Origin of the sequence: Ruegeria sp. YS9 (genome assembly GCF_024628725.1) — a bacterium.
GTDB lineage: Bacteria > Pseudomonadota > Alphaproteobacteria > Rhodobacterales > Rhodobacteraceae > Ruegeria > Ruegeria atlantica_C.
The window spans coordinates 2,446,349-2,467,963 of sequence record NZ_CP102409.1 but is presented as its reverse complement, the minus strand read 5'-3'; the positions used below and the strand labels follow the sequence as shown (position 1 = coordinate 2,467,963).

The following is a 21,615-nucleotide window of genomic DNA, read 5'->3' as shown; positions in this document are numbered from 1 at the left end:
TCCTGCATGGCGGTCGGAGCAGCATGGTCATGGCGTGGACAAGCAATCGTCATGAGTGAGACTGCCGAGCAAAGCATCGGAAAAATCGGAAATGTGGGGGGCGTTGCGACCCACGTGAACAGCCAGTTTCCAATTGTCCGTGAGATTTCGGGCGATGTGACCGGAACCCTTGCCCTTACCAACGGTGCGCAGACATTCACTGCCAGGATTGTTGGCGATGGCAACGATACGTCGCGGACTCTCGTGTTCGAAGGCGCTTGCCCGCCACGGGATGAAGAGTTCTGGATTGTCGAAGTGACCGAGCTTGCGATGATCCCGAACCCGGCCGCGAAAGGCGGCGCGACGGTCGTTTCTTTCCCGACCTCAAACTAAGATTTCAAGGCGCCGCCAGACGGTTTCGGCGCGATGCCCGGTCCGCTGGCTGTCTGCCCCGATCGTTTTTTCTGAACTTTGCGGAATGCTGTGTTGACTCCGCCGGCATCGCGGATATAAGCGCGGCTTCATTGGTGTTGGTGGCCCCCGCAAGGGGATGCCTGTCATGGGGGAGACCTCAAGAGGACAACGCCCTTCATAGTGGCCCGTCAGGGCTTCGACCTAACGAAGGAGATCAGCCGTGACCAAACGCACGTCTGCCAAGTACAAAATCGACCGCCGGATGGGCGAAAACATCTGGGGTCGTCCGAAATCCCCGGTCAACCGTCGTGAATATGGCCCCGGCCAGCACGGCCAGCGCCGCAAGGGCAAACTGTCGGACTTCGGTCTGCAGTTGCGCGCCAAGCAGAAGCTGAAAGGTTACTATGGCGACCTGACCGAGAAGCAGTTCCGCCGTATCTACGCCGAAGCCGAGCGTGTGAAGGGCGACACCGGTGAGAACCTGATCGGCCTGCTGGAGCGCCGTCTGGACGCTGTGGTTTACCGCGCCAAGTTCGTCGCAACCGTCTTTGCCGCGCGCCAGTTCGTGAACCACGGCCACGTCAAAGTGAACGGCAAGCGGGTCAACATCCCGTCCTACCGCGTCAAAGAAGGCGACGTGATCGAGGTGCGCGACAAGTCCAAGCAACTGGCTGTTGTCCTGGAAGCCGCCGCGCTGGCCGAGCGCGACGTTCCTGACTACATCGACGCCGACCACTCGAAAATGACCGCGACCTTCGTGCGCGCTCCGGGCCTCAGCGATGTGCCGTACCCGGTCGTCATGGAACCGAACCTGGTTGTCGAATTCTACGCGAAGAACTGATCTTCGCAGCAACCGAATTCCGAAAGGCCGCGCTTTTTGCGCGGTCTTTTTTGTTTGATGAGGACGCTGCCGCCATCGCGACAGCCCGCGCATTCCCTGAGGGTTGTTGGCCAGATGACGTGCGGGTCAGATCGGCAGGGGTCTGCCTTCGGCGATCGCTTCCATCGCGAAATACGAGGTCACGCTGTCCAACTCGACCTTCTCGATCAATCGTTGATAGACCTTGTCATATGACGACATGTCCTGCGTTACGACTTTCAGCTGATAGTCGTAATCGCCTCCGATCCGATGAAAATCCACGACTTCCGGGATCGTCAGAACATGGCTCCGAAACGCCTGAAGCCACTCGGCGGAGTGGTGTCGTGTGCGGAGCATAACAAAGACGACAAGGCTCAACCCCAGTTTCTCACGTGCGATGCGGGCCGTGGACCCGATCAGCACACCGTTTTCGTTCAGGGCCTTCAAGCGCCGCCAGCAAGCGTTTTGAGAAAGTCCTACACGATCCGCCAATTCGCGCTGCGACAGGGTGGCGTCCTTTTGCAGTTCTTTCAGAATGCGCGTGTCAATTTGATCTAATTTTGATTTCATAACGGATCATATGACACGAAATCTTAAAAATCTACGCAAAGATAGGTGAAGTTTTCGCGGTTCAAAAATATCACATTGGTAGGGCAGTAAGGAGCCAATGCAATGACCCTGTCCAAATTTCGTGCGGAACTCTGTTCCACCACTCACAATTCAAATCTGCGCGATGGGCTGATCGGCGAGAATGTTCTGATCCCGGGTCTGCATGGAGACGTGCCGCTTGTCTATGCGGATTACGTCGCTTCGGGCCGCGCATTGCGGCAGGTCGAGGATTTTGTGGCGCAGGACGTTTTGCCGTTTTACGCAAACAGTCACACCGAGGCCTCCTACTGCGGATCCTACATGACACGTCTGCGCCGCGAAGCGCGGGCAGAAATAGCCCGCATTGTTGGTGCTCGGGAAGAGGACGCGGTGATCTTTACCGGGTCTGGCGCCACTGCGGGGCTCAATCGGCTGGTCAGCCTGCTAGGGGTGGCAGAGGCTGACCAGCCGATTGTCTTGATCGGTCCATATGAGCATCATTCGAATATTCTGCCGTGGCGCGAAAGCAAAGCACGTGTCGTCGAAATCCCCGAAGCCGAGGGCGGTGGTGTGGACCTGCATGCGCTGAAAACCGCGCTCGAGGCCCATGCGGATGCCGATTTGGTGGTCGGATCGTTTTCTGCCGCGTCCAACGTAACAGGCATTATCACCGATCCCGATCCGGTCACACGGATGCTGAAGGCGTATGGTGCTTTGGCCGTTTGGGACTATGCCGGTGGCGGGCCTTACCTGCCGATGGACATGGGACCCGAAGATGCCCGCAAGGATGCGATCGTGGTTTCGCCGCACAAGTTTCCCGGTGGCCCGGGCGCGTCAGGTGTTTTGGTTGTGAACCAAACTGCCGTGAAACGGACCTGTCCCAGCTGGCCGGGTGGTGGAACCGTCAGCTTCGTATCACCGTGGCGGCATGACTACAGTGCCGATCTGTCCACCCGCGAAGAGGCCGGGACACCCAACGTGATCGGAGACATTCGTGCGGCGCTGGCCTTCATCGTCAAGGATGTCGTCGGAACGGACGAAATCGCCCGGCGCGAGGCGCAGTACAATCAAATGGCGCTGGACGGGTGGAAGAACAACCCGAACCTGACCCTGCTTGGGGTCGAGCGCGCGCATCGGCTGCCGATCTTTTCCTTCCTGGTGCGCGACAATGCGGGTCGGCCCGTGCATCAGCAGCTGTTCACCCGGATGCTCAGCGATATCTACGGCATTCAGGCGCGGGGCGGCTGTGCCTGTGCCGGACCCTATGCCCACCGCTTGCTGGGGATCGATCAGGCAACGTCCGAGGCGCTGCACGCTGCCTTGTCCGCAGGGGAAGAAATGAAAAAACCCGGCTGGGTGCGCCTGAATTTCTCATATCTGATGAGTGAGGAAACGGTTCAGTTCATCATCGACAGCGTCAATGACCTGTCGCACCGGACCGAAGAATTCACGCCCTACTACAACGCTGACCCGGCAACAGCGCGCTTCAAGGCCGCATGAGGGAATTGCCGCTTTTCTCAACCCTTTGAGACAGGTATGAGAGGCCCATTGAACGGAGCCTCTCATGACCAAGATCACCCCACAACCCGGCATTATGGACATCGCGCTGTATCAGGGCGGCCAGTCGCATGTGGCGGGAGTGGAGCATGTGATCAAGCTGAGCTCGAACGAGAACCCCTTTGGACCCAGCCCCAGGGCCATAGAGGCGGTGCGCGACAGCGCGGCCACTCTGCATCGTTATCCCAGCACCGACCACGCGAGCCTGCGCGCGGCCATCGGCGCACGCCATGGGCTGGACCCGGCGCGGATCATCTGCGGTGTCGGCAGCGACGAGGTATTGCAGTTCGTCGCTCAGGCCTATGCGGGGCCTGGGGACGAGGTGATCTATACCGAGCACGGGTTTTCCATGTACCCGATCATCGCCCGTATGGCCGGTGCGACGCCGGTCATGGTGGCCGAGCGTGACCGCAAGGTGGATGTGGATGCCATTCTTGCCGCTGTGACGGGGCGGACGCGGATCGTGTTTGTCACCAATCCCGGCAATCCAACCTCGACCATGATCTCGAACGACGAACTGGAACTTCTGGCGCTGGGTCTGCCCAACACTTGCCTGATGGTTCTGGACGGCGCTTATGCGGAATTTGTCGACGGGTTCGATGGCGGGGCGTCACTGGTTGACGCCCATGAGAATGTGATCATGACGCGCACCTTTTCAAAAGTGTACGGGCTGGGCGGTATGCGTGTCGGCTGGGGCTATGCGCATCAACCGATCATCGACGTGCTGAACCGGGTGCGCCAGCCGTTCAACCTGTCGCTGACCGCATTGGCGGCGGCCGAAGCTGCGGTAAACGATGTGGAATTCCTGACCTTCTGTCAGGCCGAAAACGCGCGGCTTCGCGTGTGGCTGGCCGATCAATTGGCCAAGACGGGCGTGCCTTCGGACCCGTCCTGTACCAACTTCATCCTTGCACGTTTTGGCGATCAGGCCGAAGCCGAGGCCTGCGACGACTACCTGAAAACGCAGGGTTTGATTGTCCGCCGGGTTGCAGGCTACAACCTGCCGAACGCCTTGCGGATCACCGTGGGCGACGAAGAAGCCTGCCGCCGTGTGGTTGCGGCGATCACTGCATTCAAAGAGGGCGCAGCATGAGCCAGATTTACGACCGCGTTGCGCTGATCGGGCTGGGCCTGATTGCTTCGTCCATGTTCTGGGCGATGAAACGTGCAGGGCTGGCCGGGGAAGTGACGGGTTATGCCCGGTCCGAGGAAACCCGAGAAACGGCACGCAGGATTGGATTGTGCGACCGTGTTTGCGACACGGCACGCGATGCGGTCGAAGGTGCCGATCTTGTCGTCCTGTGTGTGCCTGTAGGGGCTATGGGCGCAGTTGCAAAAGAGATTGCACCCGTGCTGAAACCCGGCGCCACCGTTTCGGATGTGGGTTCGGTCAAGCGGGACGTCATTCGGGCGGTGCAACCGCACATCCCCGACGGCGTGCACTTCATACCCGCGCACCCCTTGGCTGGGACCGAGCATTCCGGCCCTGAATCCGGGTTTGCCGAGCTGTTTGACAATCGCTGGTGTCTGTTGGTCCCGGTCGAGGGTTCGGACCCGGATGCCATTGCCCGCCTGCGCGCGCTTTGGGAGGGCATGGGGTCGAATGTCGATGAGATGGATGCGGATCACCATGATCTGGTCCTTGCCGTGACATCCCATGCGCCGCACCTGATCGCCTACACGATGGTCGGCGTGGCCGACGATCTGCGACGGGTGACCGACAGCGAGGTCATCAAGTATTCGGCTGCCGGTTTCCGGGACTTCACCCGGATTGCCGCGTCCGACCCGACCATGTGGCGGGATGTGTTCCTGTCCAACAAGGATGCGACGCTGGAAATCCTGGGCCGGTTCACCGAAGAGCTTTTTGCCCTGCAACGTGCCATCCGTACCGGGGACGGTGATCATCTATTTGACTACTTTACCCGCACCCGTGCTATTCGTCGCGGTATCATCGATGCCGGGCAGGATACGGATGCACCGGACTTTGGGCGGGGAAAGGCAAGTTCATGAGACTGCGCTGGGGGCATATTCTGATCGGGGTCGTGGCTTTGGGTGCCGCGCCAGTTCAGGCGGCGCCCCTTGACCAGTCTTTGGTGCCTCTCATGCGTCCCTCGCTTGTTCAGAAGGCTGTCAGCACGCCTGCCCCCTCTGACACTGCCAACCTGCGTCCGGTTTCGCGCCCGGTTTCCCCGCAAGTCACCGCCGCGGCGGCGCGCCCGTCGGAACTGCCACTTCTGGGGCCGGACACGTCCTTGATGCCTTATTTGCGACCCGAGTCCGTCGAACAGCAGGTGTTGTTCAAAAGGCGCAAGCTGCGCAAAGGGTCTGTTTGCGGGGATGTTGCCATTCAGGGCAAGCCTGTTGGCCGCGTGGGCAGCAAGAATTCAGCCTGCGGTGTCAAGGACGCGGTGCAGATCACCTCGGTTTCGGGTGTGACGCTCAGCCGTCCCTCGACTATGGATTGTGGCACCGCCATTGCGTTGAACAAGTGGGTCGACAAGACCGTCAAACCCACCTTCAAACGCCGCGGGCCCGTGGTCGAATTGCAAATCGCCGCCCATTATGCCTGCCGAACCCGCAACAACCGCAAAGGCGCGCGGATATCCGAACACGGCAAGGGGCGTGCGATCGATATCTCAGGTTTCAAAATGGCCGACGGTGAGGTGGTGACCGTCCTGAATGGGTGGCGCAAGAACCCGTCTCAGAAACAGCTCAAGAAAATCTGGCGCGGAGCGTGCGGTCCGTTCGGCACCGTGCTGGGGCCAAATTCAGATCGTTATCACAAGGATCATTTCCACCTTGATACGGCCCGCTACCGCAGCGGACCTTACTGCCGTTAACGCAGGATCAGGCGCGGGGCGGGGCCCAAAGGCAATGGCCCGAGCGCCACGAAACCATCGCGAAAATTCAGTTGCAGATCCAGCGCGTTGGGGTTGCCGCCCAGCCCTGCCAGAAAGTTCAGCCCTCGGGTGACGGGATCTACGGCCTGATCGGGCAGGGCGCCCGCCGCGTTCGCCATGGCGATCATGTCGCGCCAGTTTTCGGCTTTGACGGCGATCTCTCCGGTCGGAATACCCTGGGCGTCCACGTCCAGATCGCCGGTCGCGAACAGGCGCAACTCACCCCATTTGATTTCGACCAGACGCAGGTCGATGGCCACGGGCTGCGGACGGCCGTCTTCGAGGGCGGACCGGCTCCAAACCTTGTCGAAGGTGGTGACCATCTCCAGTTCCAGCGTTTCAAAGCTTTGCGGCAAGGAACTTGCGGAATGCATCACAGCACGCAGCCTTTCCCCCGGTGTGAACCCATCCGCGCGGGCGGTGATGGCATAGGCTTCCGAAACTGGCGTTTGTTCCATGATCAGGCTCAGCGTGTCACCCGAGGCCAGCGTGGTGGAGCTTTCCGTCACCGACCAGGCCCCGGCCGTCAAAGCCATTTTTTCCAGCACGAGCGAGACGCCCGGCTGCAATTGCAGCTCGGCAAGCAATTCGTCAGCCACAATTGTTGATGTTTGGTCGAAGTATGACAGGCGTTGCGGTGTGTCAGCGAAGCGCAATACCTGACGACCGGGCCAGATGGCGGGGCTTTTGAACTCGATCCAGTCCGCGCTCCACGCCGTGCCATTTACCGGGTCGGCCAGTGCCGGATTGTTCAGACGGGTCATGTGGTGGGTTGGATACCCGGCCGTTGCGACATCCGAGAAATCCGCCTGCCAGCCGCGTGCCTCCTGCTGGTCGAACCAGCCAGTGATCGCAGAGCGCAGGCCATACCCGGCCACGAACCAATATGCGCTCCACGCAAGGGTAACAAAAATCAACACTCGTATCAGACGCATCCGAAATGGCCCTTTTTCCCGCCTTGGAATTGATGTTTATAGGCCGAAACAGGCAAGGACCAGTGCAATGACGATGTGGGTTTTCGGATATGGATCGCTGCTGTGGAATCCGGGCTTTCCGGTGGCGCGCAGTGAACGCGCGACGTTGCACGGGTTTGCCCGGTCCTTTTGCATGAGTTCGATCCACCACCGCGGGACAGAGGAAAAACCGGGCCTGGTGCTGGCACTGGACGAACAGGAGAACGCAAGTTGCACCGGTTTGGCCCTTGCGGTCGAGGCGGGTCACGAAGACCGCACGCTGCAAGAGCTGCGCGAGCGCGAGTTGATTTCCTCGGCCTATGTCGAACGTATGTTGGACGTGCATCTGGAAAGCGGAGGCGTCGTAAATGCCGTGACCTATGTGATCGATGCCGACCACGTCCAGTATTGCGGCGGGATGCCGTTGGAGGAACAGGCCCGGATCATCGCACATGCGGTCGGCGGGCGTGGACCGAATGACGAATACCTCTATAATACTGCCGAACATCTGGCCGAGATCGGCCTGCGTGATCACGATCTTGAGTGGTTGGCGCAACGGGTCCGCGATATCACCGCATAAACTCTTGGCGTCACGCGCGGAATCCCGCTAGATTCGACGCAAAGCAGGCAAAAATCGGGAACCACGCGCATGGCGCAGGCACATCAGGGCGCGAGACCCCATTTCTCGCATCCAATTCGACAAATTCTGTTGATGTTGATGGCGATCGGCCTGTCCGGGCTGGGGGTGTTTCTGGCGCTTCCATACGTTTTGCCGGTTTTTTATGCCAATCCGTATCTGAATGGCTTCATCCTGATTGTGTTCTTTATCGGCGTCTTCGCCTGTTTTTATCAGGTTACGCAGCTGATCGGGTCCGTGCGCTGGATCGAGGCCTTTGTCGGTGGTGTTGTTCGCGAAGATGCGCGCACACCACAGTTGCTGGCGCCTTTGGCATCGCTGCTGCGCGAGCGAGGCGCGCGCTCGCAGATCAGTTCCACCTCTACCCGGTCCATTCTGGATTCCGTGGCCGAGCGTGTCGAAGAAGAACGGGAAATCACGCGTTATATAACCAACGTTCTGATCTATCTGGGTCTGCTGGGTACATTCTTCGGCCTGGCGACAACCGTTCCAGCCATTGTCGACACAATCCGCAGCCTGAACCCGCAGGAAGGCGAAGAGGGGCTGGCCGTCTTCAATCGTCTGATGACGGGGCTCGAGGCGCAGTTGCAGGGGATGGGTGTTGCGTTCGGGTCGTCTCTGCTGGGTCTGGCGGGATCGCTGATTGTTGGTCTGCTCGAAGTGTTTGCCGGGCACGGGCAGAACCGCTTCTATCGCGAGCTCGAAGAATGGCTGTCCTCGATCACCCGCGTTGGATTTGCCAGCGGCGAAGAGGGCGGGGCAGAGATCGCCGTACTGACACCTGTGCTGGATGCCATGTCCGAACAGATGGATGCATTGCAGGATCTGTTCGCCGCTCAGGAAAGTGAGCGGGCTGAGGTTTCGGCCAAGCTGGGGCAGCTGGTCGATGTGATTGCCAAGATGAACAATCGTCAGGCCAATACCGAAAGCGTCACGTCTGCTCTGGAGCGTGTCGCGCTGGGGCAGGATGCGTTGCTTGACCACATGCGCGAACACGGTGCAGGCGATGGCATCGACGCCGAAAGCCGGATGCGCCTGCGCTCGATGGATGTGCAACTGCTGCGCATTCTCGAAGAGATTTCGGCGGGTCGGCAGGAAAGCATGAACGAATTCCGCAAGGATATCGAACTGCTGGTCAAGGCCCTGACTCTGCCGCGGGGTGCGGTGCGCACCACGCCGGAAGGAGAGTAGCCCATGGCGCTGTCCCGCCGCACCGGTCAACGCTTTCAGGGCTCGGTCTGGCCCGGATTCGTGGACGCGATGACGGGGCTGTTGATGGTGCTGACTTTCGTTCTGACCATCTTCATGGTGATTCAGTTCGTGTTGCGAGAAACCATCTCGGGGCAGGAAGACGAACTGACGACATTGGCAGACGAAGTTGCAGCGCTTGCGGGCGCGCTGGGGTTGGAAGAGCGTGAAAACAGTCGCTTGCAGGCAAGGCTGGGCGCGTTGAACACGACGCTGTCGCAGGCCGAAGACGACCTGGCGCAAGCGCAGTCACTGATCGCCTCACTAACCACCGAACGCGACCGTCAGGCCGCCGCGCTGGATCAGGCGCAGACCCGTATCACGAATTTCGAAGCACAGGTTGCGGCGCTGCTTGCCGAACAGGAACAGGCTTTGGGCGACATTGCCGCGCTTGAGACCGAGCGCGCGCAATTGCTGACGGATCAAGAGGCACTGAACCTTGCCCTTGCACAAAGTCGCGACGAAATCGATGCACAGACCGAAGCGGCCCGTTTGGCTGCCGCCCGCCGCGAGGCGCTGGAGGCACTGGTCGCGGATCTCGAGCAAAGCGGCAAGGAACACGCGGCGGAAATCACGGCCCTTGAACAGCAACTGAGCGATGAGGAAGCCGCCCGTCTGGCCGAAGCTGCTGCTGCCGAAGCATTGCGAAACCGCCTTCAGGATGCAGATGCCGAGCTGACGGCCATGACGCTCGCGTTGGAGGCACAACGCAAAGATGCCGAAGACACGCTGACCCTTCTGGCCGCCGCGCAAGCCGCGCGGGCCGAGCTTGAGCGGCAATTCGGCGACGTGAGCCCTGAGGAATTGCGCGCCCAGCTTGAAGCCGCCCTGGAGGCGCAAACGCAAGCGCAGGCGGATGCAGATGAGCAACGCACCCTGGCCGAACAAAGGCAGGCCTTGCTGGCACTGGCCGAGTCGACCTTGTCGGAGGAGAAAGAAATCTCTGCCGAGGCCCAGCGTGAGGCGGCCCTGCTGAACCAGCAGATTGCCGCCCTGCGTGGGCAGTTGGGGTCATTGCAGGCCCTGCTGGATGATTTTGAAGAGCGCAACGAGGCCGCCGAGATCCAAATCCAGACTTTGGGGCAGGACCTGAATGCCGCGCTTGCCCGTGCCGCTTCGGAAGAACGCCGCCGCCGACTGCTGGAAGAAGCCGAACGTCTGCGTCTCGAGGCCGAGGCCGAAGCCCTGGCCGGTCAGAATGAGGAACTGGCAGCGCAGGCGGAAGATCTGCAACGCTATCGTTCGGAATTCTTCGGACGTCTTCGGGATGTCCTTGGCGATCAGGAAGGCGTGCGGATTGAAGGCGACCGCTTTGTCTTTTCGTCCGAGGTTTTGTTTCCGACAGGATCAGCCGTGCTGTCCGCGGAAGGGCGGCAGGAGGTTGCGAAAGTTGCCGACATCCTGCGCAGTGTCGCCGCCGAAATTCCGCCCGGCCTGAACTGGGTGATCCGGGTCGACGGCCATACCGACAACGTTCCGCTGGCCGGTTCGGGCCGATACCGGGACAACTGGGAACTCAGCCAGGGTCGCGCGTTGTCTGTTGTGCGCTATATGGTCGACGCGTTGGGCATTCCACCCAACCGTCTGTCTGCGAACGGTTTTGGAGAGTTCCAGCCCGTCAACCCGGCTGACACGCCCGAGGCGCGGGCACAAAACCGCCGGATCGAGCTGAAACTCACGGAAAGATAGCAAGACCCTTACTCTTGGCTGCGCAATCCGCGTGACGGGGCCAAACCGATTACCGTCTGCCGAAGCGAAAGCTCTGATCTGGTGTGCCCATGAAACATCGGGGCACCACCGGGTAATCCTCGGTAAGAAAATACGCATAGGTTCCTGACGGGTATTCTGCTGAAACGGTAAAGGCGCCGTTGCATTGGTCCAACTTGCCGTGACCCTGAACAAAAACGTAATCCTCGTTGAAGGTGCCGTCATGCCGCCCGTCCGGTGCATTGCCACCGGGGCGGCGACCGGATTTCAGACGATAGGACGACGACATTTCAGTCACTTTGCCCGCAACAACACCAGTCACAGCATAGATGGGGAAGCCATCTGCGGCGTAGCCGATCAACGGTGAGTGCTCGGACGGTGACCATCCCAGACGTTTGACCAACCCTGTCGGTACACCGTGATAGTGGTACTTTCCGTTCGGCTGTACATGGGCATAGTTGGCATCCAGCCCTAAAGAAATGGCACCTCCCAACGCATCGTAGGACCACCCGGAGCGGGGGTCGCCATGCCAGAACTCGGCCGCCAGCGGGTCAAACACAACCCCATTGAGCGACACGCCAAAGTTCCACCCCATTTGCAGCGGCGTGACTGCTCCTTCGGCTGCGGGCTGTGCAGGCAATTTCAACCTAACCTTCTGCTGTTCGATCTGGTGCGGGTTGCCTCGGTTTGGAAACAGGCCAACCAGATGATCAGGAATGCCATTGCCCGTCACTTTGATTTTTCCGCCTTTCTCTTTCACCGAGGCGCTGTTTTCTCCGGGGTTTTCGGTTGCGGGCACCAACCTCAGCGGTTCTGCGGTCGTTTCGTCGTGATAGCGAAACCTGTGCTGTGCGGTTGCCACCGCGGCCGCGGCAGAAAGGGTAAAAGCGGCGCTCCAAAGGATTGAAATTTTGCTCACGTGCCGATCCCTGTTTTGTGTTCATCATTGAAGATGACACGCAGCAGAAGCCTGGTTCCGTCGCATTTCATGCTGCCGACAGAGAAAAATCATGCTGCCGACAGAGAAAAAAGCCCGGCGATGGTGATCGCCGGGCTTTGAAGGAATTGTCTGTTCTCCGGTCAGTCTGCCGTCAACAGAGGTGGCTTGTCTCCTGAAATGCGCCGTTGGTCCGGCCCAAGAATTTCAAGATCCAGTTCGCCCTTCTTGACCGAGACACGAACCACACCGCCCTTGGCCAGTTTGCCGAAAAGCAACTCCTCGGCCAGAGGCTTCTTGATATGTTCCTGAATGACACGTCCCAGCGGGCGTGCACCCATCTTGTCGTCATATCCCTTGTCGGCCAGCCACTCGGCAGCTTTGGGCGTCAGATCGATGCTCACGCCGCGATCCAGCAGTTGCGCCTCAAGCTGTAGGACGAATTTCTCGACCACCTGCAAAATGACCTCTTTCGGCAGCGGTGCGAAGGAGATCACGGCGTCCAGACGGTTGCGGAATTCCGGTGTGAACATGCGCTCGATCGCGGCCGTGTCTTCGCCTTCGCGCCGATCGCGCCCGAAACCGATGGCGGCTTTGGCCTGCTCTTGCGCGCCGGCGTTCGACGTCATGATCAGAACCACATTGCGGAAGTTCACCGTGCGACCGTTGTGATCGGTCAACTCGCCATGGTCCATCACCTGCAATAGGATGTTGAACACGTCCGGATGCGCTTTTTCGATCTCGTCCAGCAACAACACGCAATGCGGATGCTGGTCGACACCGTCGGTCAGCAAACCACCCTGATCGAACCCGACATAGCCCGGAGGGGCACCGATCAGGCGGCTGACCGCGTGCTTCTCCATGTATTCCGACATGTCGAACCGCAAAAGCTCCACACCCAGCGTATCCGCCAGCTGTTTCGCCACCTCGGTTTTCCCGACCCCGGTAGGACCAGCGAACAGGTAGTTGCCGATGGGTTTCTCAGGTTCGCGCAGACCGGCACGGGCCAGTTTGATCGCGCTGGACAGCGCCTCGATGGCCAGATCCTGACCAAACACCACCCGTTTCAGCGAGGCTTCGAGGTCTTTCAGCACCAACGCATCATCCTTTGTGACGTTCTTGGGCGGAATACGCGCGATCTTGGCGACAACCGCTTCGATTTCTTTGACGCCAATGGTTTTGCGCCGCTTGCTTTCCGCGACCAGATGCTGCGCCGCGCCAGCCTCGTCGATCACGTCGATGGCCTTGTCGGGCAGTTTGCGGTCGTTGATATAGCGGGCCGACAGCTCCACCGCCGTCTTGATGGCATCGGCGGTGTATTTGATGTCATGATGCTCTTCGAAATAGGGCTTTAGCCCGCGCAAGATCTTTACGCTGTCTTCCACCGAAGGTTCGTTCACGTCGATCTTCTGGAACCGGCGGCTCAGCGCACGGTCCTTTTCAAAGTGTTGACGGAACTCCTTGTAGGTGGTCGAGCCCATGGTGCGCAGTTTGCCGCCCTGAAGCGCAGGCTTCAGCAGGTTCGAGGCATCCATAGCCCCGCCCGAGGTTGCCCCGGCACCGATCACGGTATGGATCTCGTCGATGAACAACACCGCGTCCGGGTGATCCTCCAACTCGGTCACAACCGCTTTCAGACGTTCTTCGAAATCACCGCGATAGCGGGTTCCGGCCAGCAGCGCGCCCATGTCCAGCGAATAGATCGTGGTGTTGGCCAGCACATCGGGGGCCTCGCCACCGACGATCTTGTGCGCAAGGCCTTCTGCGATGGCGGTCTTGCCCACACCCGGATCCCCCACCAGCAGCGGGTTGTTCTTGCGGCGGCGGCACAGCACCTGGATGCAGCGTTCCACCTCGTCCGAGCGTCCGATCAGCGGATCGACATCGCCAGCTCGAGCCTTGGCGTTCAGATCCACGCAGTATTTTCCAAGCGCGCTTTCTTTCTGTTCGGCTTCACCGGATGTGGTCTGGGCGTCTTCTTCCACCTGATCCGCACCGGATACCGAGCGGCTTTCGCCATAGGCCGGATCTTTGGCGACACCATGCGCGATGAAATTGACCGCGTCGTAACGGGTCATGTCCTGCTCTTGCAGAAAATAGGCGGCATTGCTTTCGCGCTCGGCGAATATGGCAACCAGTACGTTGGCGCCGGTCACTTCGGTCCGGCCCGAGCTTTGAACGTGGATCGCCGCGCGCTGAATGACGCGCTGGAACGCTGCGGTGGGTACGGCTTCGGATCCGTCGATATCGGTGACCAGATTCGAAAGGTCCTCGTCGATGAACTCAACCAAAGTGCTGCGCAACTCGTCCAGATCGACACTGCACGCTTTCATGACGCGCACGGCATCGGGTTCTTCCAGAAGGGCCAGCAGCAAATGCTCCAGCGTTGCGAATTCATGGCGCCGTTCATTCGCAGCCGCCAAGGCCGCGTGGATGGCTTGTTCCAATGTGCTCGAGAATGAAGGCACGCGGGTGCTCCTCTGTCTTGGGTCAGAAAGGGGCGGGCTTTCGGCCGGAACCCCATCCCAACCATGTCCTCATACTATTAGAGTTTGGTTGATCGTGGCGCGGCTTCAAGGGTTTTCTTTCACTTGACAGTCACATTTGTTGTGACCGTGGCCGTGAAGAGGGGGAAATAGGCATCAGAACCGGTCTTTTCTAGCCCGGATTTCGGCAAAAACGGCCTCGGGGTCAGCGCCGACCATACCCAATTTCGCCTGAATCGCCGGATCGGCGGCCCTCAGGAACGGATTTGTGGCCTTTTCAAGGGCCAGAATGGAAGGAACAGTGGTTTTCCCGGCGGCACGCGCGCGGTCGATATCCGCCATGCGATCTTTCAAGGCTTGGTTTTCGGGATCGACAGTAATCGCGAATTTGGCGTTGGATTGTGTATATTCATGCCCTGAACAGACCAAAGTGTCGTCCGGCAGGGCGGCCAGCTTGCTCAGAGAGGCCCACATTTGTGCGGGCGTGCCCTCGAACAGGCGTCCACAACCCAGCGCCATCAGGCTGTCGGCGGTGAACACGGCAGAACTCTGCGGCATGTAGAAAGCGATATGGCCATCCGTATGCCCGGAAACGTCCAGAACCTGAACCGGTTCGCCGCCTATCTCGAAACTGTCCCCCTCGGTGACCTGCTGATCCAGCGGCGGCAGGCGATTTGCGTCAGCAGCGGCCCCGATGACCTTTGCCGGCTGTTTGGCCAATATTTCCGCCAGCCCGTCCACGTGATCCCAGTGATGATGGGTCAACAGAACATGTGACAGTGACCACCCCCTGTCATCCAGCGCTTTCAGGATCGGTCCGGCCTCGGGTGCGTCGATCAGGGCGGTCTGGCCAGTGACGGCGTCATGCGCCAGAAAGGCGTAATTGTCGCTCAGGCACGGGATTGTAACGATTTCAAGAGGCATGGCTTTTTGCCCTTTCATTGCTAGACTGCGCCCAGCTAAGCCGATTGACCGGATGTCCGCAATGCATCTTGATGTACAGGATCTGAGGAACTTCTATTACCGCAGCACACTGGGTCGTGCGGCGCAGGCGGCTATTCGCGGGCGTCTGATCGAGCTTTGGCCCGAAGCAAAGGGCCAGACAGTGGCGGGATTCGGTTTCGCGGTCCCTTTGCTGCGCCCTTACCTGTCGGATGCGCGCCGGGTCATCGGGCTGATGCCGGGACCACAGGGCGTGATGCCCTGGCCGGCAGGTATGCCCAACGTTTCGGTCCTGACCGAAGAAACCCTCTGGCCGATCGAGACCGGCCACGTGGACAAGCTTGTGGTGATGCATGGGCTGGAAACGTCGGAACGGCCAAACCAGTTGCTTGACGAATGCTGGCGCGTGCTGGGCCCCGGTGGCCGGGCCGTCTTCATCGTACCCAACCGGGCGGGCCTGTGGTCACGGTCGGACAAGACCCCGTTCGGGTTCGGACGTCCGTATTCTGCAACTCAGCTGGAAAACCAGCTCAAGGCGCATCACTTCCTGCCCGAGGTGCATTGCTCGGCCTTGTACATGCCTCCGTCATTCCGGCGTTTCTGGTTGAAATCCGGCAATCTGATCGAAAAGACCGGCCAGCGGATTCCGACGGTGATGGCGGGCGGGGTGCTGATGGTCGAAGTCAGCAAACATATACGCCCGCCAAGCGGCAGCGTGACCAAGGATGCGGTCAAAAAGCCGATCAAGGCGCTTGACGGCTTGCTGAAGCCCGCCTGACAAACCCGGGCATTTCCATGTGAAAAACAGAGGAAAAAAAGTCACAGGAATCGCAAAAACCTGCATATTCGTAACATTTTTCAACTGGGCCAATGTGTTCAAACCGTCGCACTTGCCGTAAGTTCATGAAAAATAACAATTTGTGGATAATTCTGTTACCGCTATAGCGTATTGCTTGGTTGGTTCGGCTCTGCTACATCCCCGGTGATTTTGATCCCCGCCCTTCAAGGACGGGGTTTCTTCACGCCCCCGGGGTAGCTGCCGCACGCGAATTCGGGGCCCAAAATATCGGAAGGGTGGACGTGTCCGAACCAGCTTCGATTTCCACTGGCATCGCCGAGCGCTATGCCACCGCGATCTTCGAGATCGCAAAAGAGAACAACGACCTTGCAGGTCTGGAATCCGGCATCAATGATCTGGCAGCAGCGCTGGACGACAGTGCAGAGCTGCGCGACCTGATCGCCTCGCCGCTGGTTTCCCGCGCTGAACAGGAAGGCGCGATCACTGCGATCGCAGACAAGATGGGTCTGAACCCCATCCTGCGCAACACACTGGGTCTGATGGCGCAGAAGCGTCGCCTGTTCGTCTTGCCGCAATTGCTGAAGGTTCTGCGCGACATGCTGGCCGAAGAGCGCGGCGAAGTGACCGCCGAGGTCGCCTCGGCCAAGGCGCTGACCAAGACCCAGATGGAAAAACTGTCCAAGACACTGTCCGAGCGCGTGGGCAAGACGGTGACAATCAATGCGACCGTGGATGAAAGCCTCATCGGCGGTCTTGTCGTTAAAGTGGGCTCGAAAATGATCGACAGTTCGATCCGTTCGAAGCTGAACTCCCTACAGAATGCAATGAAAGAGGTCGGATAAATGGGAATCCAAGCTGCAGAGATTTCTGCAATCCTGAAGGACCAGATCAAGAATTTTGGTCAGGAAGCCGAAGTGGCCGAGATCGGTCGCGTGCTGAGCGTCGGTGACGGGATTGCCCGTGTATACGGTCTGGACAATGTGCAAGCCGGTGAGATGGTCGAATTTCCCGGCGGCATCATGGGCATGGCGCTGAACCTGGAAAGCGACAACGTCGGTGTCGTTATCTTCGGTTCCGACCGTGACATCAAAGAAGGTGACACCGTCAAGCGCACCAACTCGATCGTGGACGTTCCGATCGGCGACGAGCTGCTGGGCCGCGTTGTGGACGGTCTGGGCAACCCGCTGGACGGCAAAGGCCCGATCAACGCAACCAAGCGTGGCGTTGCAGACGTAAAAGCCCCCGGCATCATCCCGCGTAAATCGGTTCACGAGCCGATGGCAACCGGCCTGAAATCGGTTGACGCGATGATCCCGATCGGCCGTGGCCAGCGTGAGCTGATCATTGGTGACCGTCAGACCGGTAAAACCGCCGTTGCTCTGGACACCATCCTGAACCAGAAAAGCTATAACGACGCAGCCGGCGACGACGAGTCGAAGAAACTGTACTGCGTTTACGTAGCGATCGGTCAAAAGCGCTCGACCGTTGCGCAGCTGGTGAAGAAACTGGAAGAATCCGGCGCCATCGAATACTCGATCGTCGTTGCTGCGACCGCTTCGGACCCGGCACCGATGCAGTTCCTGGCACCCTACGCCGCAACTGCGATGGCGGAATACTTCCGTGACAACGGCCGCCATGCGCTGATCATCTATGATGACCTGTCGAAGCAGGCTGTTTCGTATCGTCAGATGTCGCTGCTGCTGCGCCGCCCGCCGGGCCGTGAAGCGTACCCGGGTGACGTTTTCTACCTCCACTCGCGTCTGCTGGAACGTTCGGCGAAGCTGAACGAAGATTTCGGCGCGGGCTCGCTGACCGCTCTGCCGGTCATCGAAACCCAGGGTGGTGACGTTTCGGCCTTTATTCCGACCAACGTGATCTCGATCACCGACGGCCAGATCTTCCTGGAAACCGAACTGTTCTATCAGGGCATCCGTCCTGCCGTGAACACCGGTCTGTCGGTTTCGCGTGTGGGTTCGTCGGCTCAGACCAACGCGATGAAATCGGTTGCCGGTCCGGTCAAGCTGGAGCTGGCTCAGTACCGCGAAATGGCTGCCTTTGCGCAGTTTGGTTCCGACCTCGACGCCGCCACCCAGCAACTGCTGAACCGTGGTGCACGCCTGACCGAGCTGATGAAGCAGCCGCAGTATTCGCCGCTGACCAACGCGGAAATCGTCTGCGTGATCTTCGCTGGCACCAACGGCTATCTCGACAAGATCGACGTTTCGGATGTGGGCCGCTACGAGGCCGGCCTGCTGGCGCATCTGCGTGGCAAGCATGCTGACCTGCTTCAGTGGATCACCGACGAAGATCCCAAGATCAAGGGTGACGCGGCAGACAAGCTTAAGGCAGCGATCGACGAATACGCCGCGACCTTCGCTTGATAGGAGGTTCTGATGCCTAGTCTGAAGGACCTTAAAAACAGGATCGAGTCGGTCAAATCGACCCGCAAGATCACCAAGGCCATGCAGATGGTCGCGGCCGCGAAACTGCGCCGCGCCCAGGAATCTGCCGAAGCCTCGCGCCCCTATGCCGAACGGTTCAATGCCGTGATGGCGGGGCTGGCGGCTTCGGTCGGGGGCAGCGACAGCGCCCCCAAGCTGCTCCGGGGTACGGGCAGTGATGATGTCCATCTGCTGGTTGTCATGACAGCTGAACGCGGCCTGTGTGGCGGCTTCAACGCGAACATCGCCAAGCTGGCCCGCGCCAAAGCGGAAGAGCTGCGCCTGAAGGGCAAGACGGTCAAGGTTCTGACCGTCGGCAAGAAAGGCCGCGACGCGCTCAAGCGTGATTTGGGTGATCTGTTCGTTGGACATGTGGACCTGAGCGAGGTCAAGCGTCTGGGGTACACCAACGCGCAGGACATCGCGAAGGACATCCTGTCCCGCTTCGACGGGGGTGAGTTCGACGTTGCCACGATCTTCTACTCGAAGTTCGTCAACGTCGTGACCCAGATCCCGACGGCACAGCAAATCATCCCCGCCTCGTTCGAGGACGAAGCGGCGGGTGACGACAGCGGTGCCATCTTCGACTACGAGCCCAGCGAAGAAGCCATTCTGGCCGACCTGCTGCCCAAGGGGGTTGCGACTGCGATCTTCTCGGCTCTGCTCGAAAACGGGGCGTCTGAACAGGGTGCACGGATGTCCGCGATGGACAACGCGACACGCAACGCGGGTGAAATGATCGACAAGCTGACGATCCAGTTCAACCGCTCGCGTCAGGCCGTGATCACCAACGAGCTGATTGAAATTATTTCCGGCGCCGAAGCGCTGTAAGAAAACCGGAGACGAAACATGGCGAATGCAAAAGGCAAAGTCACACAGATCATCGGGGCCGTCGTCGACGTGCACTTCGAAGATCAGCTGCCTGAAATTCTGAACGCGCTGGAAACCACCAACAACGGCAAGCGCCTGGTGTTGGAAGTTGCTCAGCACCTGGGTGAAAACACTGTCCGCACCATCGCGATGGACGCGACCGAAGGTCTGGTCCGCGGCGAGGCCGTGACCGACACCGGCGCACCGATCTCGGTTCCGGTCGGCAACGCCACCCTGGGCCGCATCCTGAACGTGGTCGGCGAACCGATCGACGAAAAAGGCCCGGTCGAAGCATCCGAAACCCGCGCCATCCACCAGCCCGCGCCCGAGTTCGACGAACAGTCGACCGAGTCGGAAATCCTGGTCACCGGCATCAAGGTGGTTGACCTGCTGGCGCCCTACGCCAAAGGCGGCAAGATCGGCCTGTTCGGCGGCGCCGGTGTGGGCAAGACCGTTCTGATCATGGAACTGATCAACAACATCGCAAAAGTGCACTCGGGCTTCTCGGTGTTCGCGGGCGTTGGTGAACGGACCCGTGAAGGGAACGACCTGTACCACGAGATGATCGAATCGAACGTCATCAAGCCCGACAATCTGTCGGAAAGCCAGGTGGCCCTGGTGTACGGCCAGATGAACGAACCTCCGGGTGCGCGTGCACGTGTTGCTCTGACCGGTCTGACCCTGGCCGAACAGTTCCGCGACCAGTCCGGTACCGACGTTCTGTTCTTCGTCGACAACATCTTCCGCTTCACGCAGGCGGGTTCCGAGGTATCGGCTCTGCTGGGTCGTATTCCTTCGGCGGTGGGCTACCAGCCGACGCTGGCCACCGACATGGGCGCCTTGCAGGAACGGATCACCTCGACCAAGTCGGGCTCGATTACTTCGGTGCAGGCGATCTACGTGCCTGCGGACGACCTGACCGACCCTGCGCCGGCAACCTCGTTCGCGCACCTCGACGCGACCACCGTTCTCAACCGCGCGATCTCGGAAAAGGGTATCTATCCGGCCGTTGACCCGCTCGACTCGACCTCGCGTCTGCTCGACCCGGCCATCGTTGGTGAAGAGCACTACAAGGTTGCGACCGACGTTCAGCAGATCCTCCAGCGCTACAAGTCGTTGCAGGACATCATCGCCATCCTCGGCATGGACGAACTGTCGGAAGAGGACAAACTGACCGTGGCCCGTGCCCGTAAGATCGAACGCTTCCTGTCGCAGCCGTTCGACGTGGCCGAGGTCTTCACCGGTTCGCCCGGCGTTCAGGTTCCTCTGGATGTCACCATCTCGTCGTTCAAGGCCGTTGTGGCCGGCGAATACGATCACCTGCCCGAAGCGGCCTTCCTGATGGTAGGCGGTATCGACGACGTGATCGCCAAAGCGGAAAAGATGGCCGCAGAAGCCGCCTAAGGAGTATCCCTGATGGCAAACACGATGCAATTCGACCTCGTCAGCCCCGAGCGGAGCCTTGCTTCGCTCAGCGCGACGGCGGTCCAGATTCCCGGCGCGGACGGGGACATGACGGCAATGCCCGATCATGCCCCCACCATCACCACGCTGCGCCCCGGTCTGCTGAAGGTTGAGGCACCCGAAGGGTCCAGCGAATACCTGGTCACCGGCGGGTTTGCCCAGATCAACGGCGACAGCCTGTCGGTTCTGGCCGAAAAGGCCATCCCGGTGGATGAAGTGACCCGCGCGCATCTGGACGAGCTGATCGAAGACGCCCGCGCCTCGCATGAGGCAGCCAAGGGTGGCGATGATCAGACCATCGTCGACGACGCAGCCAAGCTGCTGGCCGACATGGAAGCGCTTGGAACACATATGAGCCTGTAACGGGCCCACCAGTGAAAAAATTGAGCGGCCTCGCAATTGCGGGGCCGTTTTTTTGTCGTGCTTTTGCCGAAATGCCGGGGTAAGTTACGGGAATTCAAGAATAATGATGATATGATGAAAAAGTTCCTAACCCATCCGATTGGAATTGCGCAGGGCGAGAATGTCCTGTTTTCGGAATTTGCCGAAGGCGGCGAAATGTGGACCGGGCAGGGGCCACGCGAACGCCGAACCCCCATTCGGTTCAAAGAAGCATTTCGAACCCCGCCCGTGGTGCAGATCGGGATCTCTCTGTGGGATGTGGACACGTCCTCGGCGCTACGTGCCGAAGTTCAGGCCGAACATATCACAACCGAAGGATTCGACGCAGTATTCCGGACCTGGTCCGACACGCGGATTGCCCGCATCCGCGCAAGCTGGACTGCGATAGGAGAGGTGGCACACCCGGACGACTGGAGTATTTCCTGATCCGGG

General features: G+C 59.8%; 21 protein-coding genes. 16 read left to right on the top strand and 5 right to left on the bottom strand.

Annotated elements, in window-relative coordinates; all coding sequences use genetic code 11:
* Positions 1-51: 51 nt before the first annotated feature.
* Together NOR97_RS12530 and rpsD are read left to right on the top strand one after the other, a co-directional pair.
* Positions 52-372: a hypothetical protein gene (locus tag NOR97_RS12530; protein WP_170346024.1), complete on the top strand. Its 321-nt coding sequence runs from the start codon at positions 52-54 to the stop codon at positions 370-372.
* Between the two features lie 241 nt (positions 373-613).
* Positions 614-1,234: a 30S ribosomal protein S4 gene (gene rpsD / locus NOR97_RS12525; protein WP_171725844.1), complete on the top strand. Its 621-nt coding sequence runs from the start codon at positions 614-616 to the stop codon at positions 1,232-1,234.
* Positions 1,235-1,360: 126 nt separating this feature from the next.
* On the opposite strand, the gene NOR97_RS12520 is transcribed toward rpsD, so the two are convergent.
* Complete coding sequence (locus NOR97_RS12520) at positions 1,361-1,822, bottom strand: Lrp/AsnC family transcriptional regulator (protein WP_257599307.1); 462 nt, start codon at positions 1,820-1,822, stop codon at positions 1,361-1,363.
* A 102-nt stretch (positions 1,823-1,924) separates the two neighbouring features.
* On the opposite strand from NOR97_RS12520, the gene NOR97_RS12515 reads away from it, so the two are divergent.
* The 4 genes from NOR97_RS12515 (at position 1,925) to NOR97_RS12500 (ending at position 6,237) form a co-directional block, all read left to right on the top strand.
* Complete coding sequence (locus tag NOR97_RS12515) at positions 1,925-3,340, top strand: aminotransferase class V-fold PLP-dependent enzyme (protein ID WP_257599306.1); 1,416 nt, start codon at positions 1,925-1,927, stop codon at positions 3,338-3,340.
* A 64-nt stretch (positions 3,341-3,404) separates the two neighbouring features.
* Complete coding sequence (gene hisC / locus NOR97_RS12510; RefSeq protein ID WP_257599305.1) at positions 3,405-4,490, top strand: histidinol-phosphate transaminase; 1,086 nt, start codon at positions 3,405-3,407, stop codon at positions 4,488-4,490.
* Positions 4,487-5,407, top strand: coding sequence for a prephenate/arogenate dehydrogenase family protein (locus NOR97_RS12505; protein WP_170346029.1), 921 nt, complete (start codon positions 4,487-4,489; stop codon positions 5,405-5,407). The genes hisC and NOR97_RS12505 overlap by 4 nt, the downstream gene beginning before the upstream one ends.
* Complete coding sequence (locus tag NOR97_RS12500) at positions 5,404-6,237, top strand: extensin family protein (RefSeq protein WP_257599304.1); 834 nt, start codon at positions 5,404-5,406, stop codon at positions 6,235-6,237. Before NOR97_RS12505 ends, NOR97_RS12500 begins: the two co-directional genes overlap by 4 nt.
* Here the strand turns inward: NOR97_RS12500 and NOR97_RS12495 are convergent.
* Positions 6,234-7,232 (bottom strand): DUF2125 domain-containing protein, encoded by a 999-nt coding sequence (locus NOR97_RS12495; RefSeq protein ID WP_257599303.1) that lies wholly within the window; start codon positions 7,230-7,232, stop codon positions 6,234-6,236. The genes NOR97_RS12500 and NOR97_RS12495 overlap by 4 nt on opposite strands.
* A gap of 67 nt (positions 7,233-7,299) precedes the next feature.
* On the opposite strand from NOR97_RS12495, the gene NOR97_RS12490 reads away from it, so the two are divergent.
* The 3 genes from NOR97_RS12490 (at position 7,300) to NOR97_RS12480 (ending at position 10,824) form a co-directional block, all read left to right on the top strand.
* Positions 7,300-7,830, top strand: a complete 531-nt coding sequence (locus tag NOR97_RS12490; protein ID WP_257599302.1) for a gamma-glutamylcyclotransferase — start codon at positions 7,300-7,302, stop codon at positions 7,828-7,830.
* 69 nt (positions 7,831-7,899) lie between these two features.
* A complete protein-coding gene (locus NOR97_RS12485) occupies positions 7,900-9,078 on the top strand; it encodes a biopolymer transporter ExbB (RefSeq protein WP_257599301.1) in 1,179 nt (392 codons plus the stop codon).
* Between the two features lie 3 nt (positions 9,079-9,081).
* Positions 9,082-10,824 (top strand): peptidoglycan -binding protein, encoded by a 1,743-nt coding sequence (locus NOR97_RS12480; RefSeq protein ID WP_257599300.1) that lies wholly within the window; start codon positions 9,082-9,084, stop codon positions 10,822-10,824.
* Between the two features lie 49 nt (positions 10,825-10,873).
* Here the strand turns inward: NOR97_RS12480 and NOR97_RS12475 are convergent, their stop codons facing one another.
* The 3 genes from NOR97_RS12475 to gloB all read right to left on the bottom strand — a co-directional run bounded on the left by NOR97_RS12475 (position 10,874) and on the right by gloB (position 15,189).
* Positions 10,874-11,761, bottom strand: coding sequence for a YHYH protein (locus tag NOR97_RS12475; protein WP_257599299.1), 888 nt, complete (start codon positions 11,759-11,761; stop codon positions 10,874-10,876).
* Positions 11,762-11,922: 161 nt separating this feature from the next.
* Entirely contained in the window at positions 11,923-14,247 is a 2,325-nt protein-coding gene (clpA, locus tag NOR97_RS12470; protein WP_170346036.1) for an ATP-dependent Clp protease ATP-binding subunit ClpA, read from the bottom strand.
* Positions 14,248-14,421: 174 nt separating this feature from the next.
* Positions 14,422-15,189, bottom strand: coding sequence for a hydroxyacylglutathione hydrolase (gene gloB / locus NOR97_RS12465; protein ID WP_257599298.1), 768 nt, complete (start codon positions 15,187-15,189; stop codon positions 14,422-14,424).
* A 61-nt stretch (positions 15,190-15,250) separates the two neighbouring features.
* Between gloB and NOR97_RS12460 the strand changes: the two genes are divergently transcribed.
* From NOR97_RS12460 to NOR97_RS12430, 7 genes are all read left to right on the top strand, one after another.
* On the top strand, positions 15,251-15,985 hold the full coding sequence (locus NOR97_RS12460) for a class I SAM-dependent methyltransferase (protein WP_152459015.1): 735 nt from the start codon (positions 15,251-15,253) through the stop codon (positions 15,983-15,985).
* Between the two features lie 302 nt (positions 15,986-16,287).
* Positions 16,288-16,848, top strand: coding sequence for a F0F1 ATP synthase subunit delta (locus tag NOR97_RS12455; protein ID WP_170346038.1), 561 nt, complete (start codon positions 16,288-16,290; stop codon positions 16,846-16,848).
* Complete coding sequence (gene atpA, locus NOR97_RS12450) at positions 16,849-18,387, top strand: F0F1 ATP synthase subunit alpha (RefSeq protein WP_170346039.1); 1,539 nt, start codon at positions 16,849-16,851, stop codon at positions 18,385-18,387. It abuts the gene before it with no gap.
* A 12-nt stretch (positions 18,388-18,399) separates the two neighbouring features.
* Positions 18,400-19,278 (top strand): F0F1 ATP synthase subunit gamma, encoded by an 879-nt coding sequence (locus NOR97_RS12445; protein ID WP_257599297.1) that lies wholly within the window; start codon positions 18,400-18,402, stop codon positions 19,276-19,278.
* Between the two features lie 18 nt (positions 19,279-19,296).
* Positions 19,297-20,721 (top strand): F0F1 ATP synthase subunit beta, encoded by a 1,425-nt coding sequence (gene atpD / locus NOR97_RS12440; protein WP_170346041.1) that lies wholly within the window; start codon positions 19,297-19,299, stop codon positions 20,719-20,721.
* Positions 20,722-20,733: 12 nt separating this feature from the next.
* Positions 20,734-21,144 carry a F0F1 ATP synthase subunit epsilon gene (locus NOR97_RS12435; RefSeq protein ID WP_170346042.1) on the top strand — a complete coding sequence of 137 codons (411 nt, stop codon included), beginning with the start codon at positions 20,734-20,736 and terminating at the stop codon, positions 21,142-21,144.
* Positions 21,145-21,258: 114 nt separating this feature from the next.
* Entirely contained in the window at positions 21,259-21,609 is a 351-nt protein-coding gene (locus NOR97_RS12430; protein ID WP_170346043.1) for an H-type lectin domain-containing protein, read from the top strand.
* Positions 21,610-21,615: the final 6 nt, after the last annotated feature.

What these genes read in the sequence shown, in the direction of transcription:
- NOR97_RS12530 (WP_170346024.1), top strand. Translation starts at nt 52, where the DNA reads ATGAGTGAGACTGCCGAGCAAAGCATCGGAAAAATCGGAAATGTGGGG.
- NOR97_RS12520 (WP_257599307.1), bottom strand. Translation starts at nt 1,822, where the DNA reads ATGAAATCAAAATTAGATCAAATTGACACGCGCATTCTGAAAGAACTG.
- NOR97_RS12515 (WP_257599306.1), top strand. Translation starts at nt 1,925, where the DNA reads ATGACCCTGTCCAAATTTCGTGCGGAACTCTGTTCCACCACTCACAAT.
- hisC (WP_257599305.1), top strand. Translation starts at nt 3,405, where the DNA reads ATGACCAAGATCACCCCACAACCCGGCATTATGGACATCGCGCTGTAT.
- NOR97_RS12505 (WP_170346029.1), top strand. Translation starts at nt 4,487, where the DNA reads ATGAGCCAGATTTACGACCGCGTTGCGCTGATCGGGCTGGGCCTGATT.
- NOR97_RS12500 (WP_257599304.1), top strand. Translation starts at nt 5,404, where the DNA reads ATGAGACTGCGCTGGGGGCATATTCTGATCGGGGTCGTGGCTTTGGGT.
- NOR97_RS12495 (WP_257599303.1), bottom strand. Translation starts at nt 7,232, where the DNA reads ATGCGTCTGATACGAGTGTTGATTTTTGTTACCCTTGCGTGGAGCGCA.
- NOR97_RS12490 (WP_257599302.1), top strand. Translation starts at nt 7,300, where the DNA reads ATGACGATGTGGGTTTTCGGATATGGATCGCTGCTGTGGAATCCGGGC.
- NOR97_RS12485 (WP_257599301.1), top strand. Translation starts at nt 7,900, where the DNA reads ATGGCGCAGGCACATCAGGGCGCGAGACCCCATTTCTCGCATCCAATT.
- NOR97_RS12480 (WP_257599300.1), top strand. Translation starts at nt 9,082, where the DNA reads ATGGCGCTGTCCCGCCGCACCGGTCAACGCTTTCAGGGCTCGGTCTGG.
- gloB (WP_257599298.1), bottom strand. Translation starts at nt 15,189, where the DNA reads ATGCCTCTTGAAATCGTTACAATCCCGTGCCTGAGCGACAATTACGCC.
- NOR97_RS12460 (WP_152459015.1), top strand. Translation starts at nt 15,251, where the DNA reads ATGCATCTTGATGTACAGGATCTGAGGAACTTCTATTACCGCAGCACA.
- atpA (WP_170346039.1), top strand. Translation starts at nt 16,849, where the DNA reads ATGGGAATCCAAGCTGCAGAGATTTCTGCAATCCTGAAGGACCAGATC.
- NOR97_RS12445 (WP_257599297.1), top strand. Translation starts at nt 18,400, where the DNA reads ATGCCTAGTCTGAAGGACCTTAAAAACAGGATCGAGTCGGTCAAATCG.
- atpD (WP_170346041.1), top strand. Translation starts at nt 19,297, where the DNA reads ATGGCGAATGCAAAAGGCAAAGTCACACAGATCATCGGGGCCGTCGTC.
- NOR97_RS12435 (WP_170346042.1), top strand. Translation starts at nt 20,734, where the DNA reads ATGGCAAACACGATGCAATTCGACCTCGTCAGCCCCGAGCGGAGCCTT.
- NOR97_RS12430 (WP_170346043.1), top strand. Translation starts at nt 21,259, where the DNA reads ATGAAAAAGTTCCTAACCCATCCGATTGGAATTGCGCAGGGCGAGAAT.